Below are 3623 nucleotides of genomic sequence, written 5' to 3' on the forward strand. Positions count from 1 at the left end.
CATTAAGCCGCCACTACTAGCGGCTTGTTGCTGTTGTGGAGGACTGAAACGCAAGGCTGCATTGGGTACCAGTAATGCATCGGTTACCTGTTTGACCAAAATATCCGCGGTGGCCGTCATTCCAGGGCGAAGTAATAAAGCTGAATTATCGACAATTAACACGGTTTCATAGGTCACTACACCATCCACGGTTTGAGAAGCAAAATGAACTTCAGTAATTTTGGCTGGAAAATTTCTATTGGCATAAGCATCGACTGTAAATAGTGCCTCCTGACCGACACTTATCTGGCCAACATCGGCTTCATCTACGTCTACGTGTAGCTCCATTTGAGTGAGGTTTTCTGCCAAGGTAAACATAACAGGTGTTTGAAATGAAGCCGCCATGGTCTGGCCTGGTTCCACATCACGTATTAATACAATGCCATCAATCGGCGAATGTATAGTGGCTTTAGCTAGTGTGGTTAACTCAGAATCAAGCACTGCTTGCGACTGAACAACTTGGGCTTTAGCGCTAGCAAGATTGGCTACAGTGCGATCATATGTCGCTTGTGATGCTTCACATTCTTGTACTGAGCACATACCCGTTTTAGCGAGTTCTTTGGAACGGTTTAAGGTGTTTTTGGTTTCTATAATGGTCGCTTCAACTTGTTTAACCTGTGCTTTAGCCCAATCAAGAGATGCTTTAGCTTGGTTAACTTTAGCCTGCAATTGATCTGTATCCATGCTGGCAAGTACCTGGTCTTTTTTAACGTAATCGTTAAAGTCGACTAACACTGTTTTAATCGTACCAGAAATTTCCGAGCCCACTTCAACCTGATTTACGGGTTCAAGGGTGCCAGTAGCGGTAACCGTTATACTCAATAATCCATGGGTGGCATTGGCAGTTTTATAGTCAATTGTGTGTGACGAGTCATTTGTTAATATTTGCCATACTATAATGATAACAATAACAATTCCCCCAACAATCCAAAACCATTTACCTGCAAACTTGTGCTTTGCACTAGACTTATCGAGTCCTAACGTTTGACGAATATCTGTATCGTGTGATGTTGTCGGTTGTTGTTTATCTGATGTCATATTATGGGCCTCTCATTATTTGAGCATCGATACAAGGCTGGAGAACGTGAAGTTAGTCGATAGCACACGCCACACATAAGGTGTCATTTAATTAAGTGTAATACTAAGCTGCAACAGCAATATGATCTGAGTCAACTTGTTGAGATATATCAAGCTCAATCGCAAGCAATGAAGAGTTTACTCTTCACTAATACTGATTTTTAATCCCCGAGTTTATGCTGCTGACACTGTGCTTTCGTGCTGTTGTGTAAGATGACATCGTGACCAAAAGTAGACGATAGTTCTGTGATGGTGTCATCGAAATAGCTTTATATTGTTAATCCAAATGGGCACTTTTTGCGAACAACTCTAAACGTATAATGTGTTGGATATAAATCCATTTAATTGGGCTATGCTGATGCAGTGTTATTTAAAGGAAAGATGTTTTTTAATCAATTAATGCTCATTATCTAAACTGACCATACTGTAATAGAGTTGATCAAGATCAAGCGTATAGTTTGTCTCTGGGCCTAAACTGATTACTGTAGATGGGTTAAAAGCTGTTTATTGATCCGTTGCAAACTTGCTCTCTGTGAGGGGATAAAATGAATTTTAAAGACTATTACACTGTATTAGGCATCGATCCTAAAGCGAATGATAAAGCGGTAAAAGTCGCTTATAAAAAGCTTGCTGTGCAGTATCATCCCGATGTGAGTAAGCATCCAGATGCTGAAGAAAAATTCAAAGAAATTGGTGAAGCCTATGAGGTGTTGCATAACACTAAAAAGCGAGCCGAATATGACGAATTACGTCATCATCATCTCAATAGAACCCAAAATCGCTATGCTAATCAAGGTGGAGCAAATGGCGCTGGTCAAAATTGGGGACAACAGCAAAGCGATCCTCAAACAGATCAAGAATTTTCAGACTTTTTCAGTTCAATTTTTGGCTCCAGCCGCGGAGGTTTTGAACAAGGTAGCCAACATAGACAGCGCCAAACTCAGCCTCAAAAAGGCCAAGACATTGAAATTGAGTTTCCGATGTTCCTTGAAGAAACATTGGTCGATACTCTAAAACCAGTCGAGTTTACCTTACAACAACGGGATCCTAGCGGTCGTATCGTTGAGCAACCTAAATCGTTAAAAGTTAAAATTCCTGCTGGCGTTGTTAATGGCGAACGTATTCGCTTAAAAGGACAGGGCGGTTCTGGATCGACCAAAGCAGATAACGGCGATCTGTATTTACAAATTCGTTTTGTGCCTCATCCTATGTTTGATGTTGATGGTCGAGATTTGAGCATTGTTGTGCCAGTAGCGCCATGGGAAGCTGTGTTGGGTACCAAGCTTAAACTGCCCACATTAACGGGTCATATTCAACTGACTATCCCTGCTAATAGCCAGTCAGGACAGCGATTAAGAATAAAAGGAAAAGGATTACTCAGTAAAAAAGTACATGGGGACTTATTTGCCGTACTCAAAATTGTGGTCCCAACATCCCAAGATGAAACAAGCAAAAAATTGTGGACTGAATTAGCAGAGCAAAATCAATTTGACCCTCGTGCCAGTTGGAGTAAATAACGATGCTGCAGATTAATATAAGCGAACACGATTGCTGGTTGAGTAGCGATGAACTGTGTCAGTGCATTGATATCAGCTCAGCATTACTACTTGAACTTGTAGAGCACAGTATTGCCATGCCACTCGAGGGAGAGGTGATAGAACAATGGCGCTTTAGTGTGGCCAATTTACACCAAATTAAAAAAGCGACTCGGATCCAACGAGATCTTGCGCTCGATTGGAGTGGCATCGCATTAATCTTACAATTACTTGATGAAAGAGAAATGTTAGAACAAGAGGTGGATGCGTTAAAACAGCAATTGAATAGATTTAAAGTCTGATCACAAATCGCTGAATACAGGTCGTGATAAGTATTTATACTTCTTAAAGGAAGTATCTGAATAAATGGCTATCGACTTAGCCACGGTAAATAGGCATCACTTCATAAGCGAACATAAATCAAGATAACAACATCGTTTGCATCAGCACTGCATGGCCAACTACATCACTTGAAACAGGTTTATTTGCAATGTTACTAATGACTAAACCAATGCCAAACTGAGACAGATAAACAAGAAAGACCTGAGAAATAACGACTCTAAACTACCGCGTGCAGGTTCTAAATATTTTCAGTAGCCCACCGGAGTTACAATTAAAACGCAATGTTAGTCAAATTGGTTGTTTGTCGTACGAAAACATTCACAATCTAGCCCATATTCGATAGGTCATCACGACATAAAACACTTGACTCATGTGAATCAAAATACACCAAATTAATTCAGTTTCTGAAATCTATAAACCAACTCGCTAGCCAACTAACTATAAGCCCAAGTGATTAACACATAGTGCTCGATAAAGAGCGTGATTAAAATTATGTAGGCGTATAAACCAACTAAATAACCACTAGTTAAGTGTGGATATCATCGGTTTATTTTTTACAATTAAATTCAATGATTTATGTCTAATTTTGAAATCACTAACATTGACACGACGATCGCTTAAGGACTATTG

3 protein-coding genes are annotated in these 3623 nt (G+C 40.0%); 2 read left to right on the plus strand and 1 reads right to left on the minus strand.

Going from position 1 to position 3623, the window contains the following annotated elements; all coding sequences use genetic code 11:
* Positions 1 to 1077, minus strand: a 1077-nt coding sequence (locus H5202_RS19220; RefSeq protein ID WP_182773478.1) for an efflux RND transporter periplasmic adaptor subunit, incomplete at its 3' end; no start/stop codon positions are given.
* Between the two features lie 584 nt (positions 1078 to 1661).
* Here H5202_RS19220 and H5202_RS19225 point away from each other — a divergent pair.
* Together H5202_RS19225 and H5202_RS19230 are read left to right on the plus strand one after the other, a co-directional pair.
* Entirely contained in the window at positions 1662 to 2633 is a 972-nt protein-coding gene (locus tag H5202_RS19225) for a DnaJ C-terminal domain-containing protein (RefSeq protein ID WP_182773479.1), read from the plus strand.
* A 2-nt stretch (positions 2634 to 2635) separates the two neighbouring features.
* Positions 2636 to 2953, plus strand: a complete 318-nt coding sequence (locus tag H5202_RS19230) for a chaperone modulator CbpM (RefSeq protein WP_182773480.1) — start codon at positions 2636 to 2638, stop codon at positions 2951 to 2953.
* Positions 2954 to 3623 lie beyond the last annotated feature (670 nt).

This window comes from Shewanella sp. SG41-4 (genome assembly GCF_014164505.1).
Taxonomy (GTDB): domain Bacteria; phylum Pseudomonadota; class Gammaproteobacteria; order Enterobacterales; family Shewanellaceae; genus Shewanella.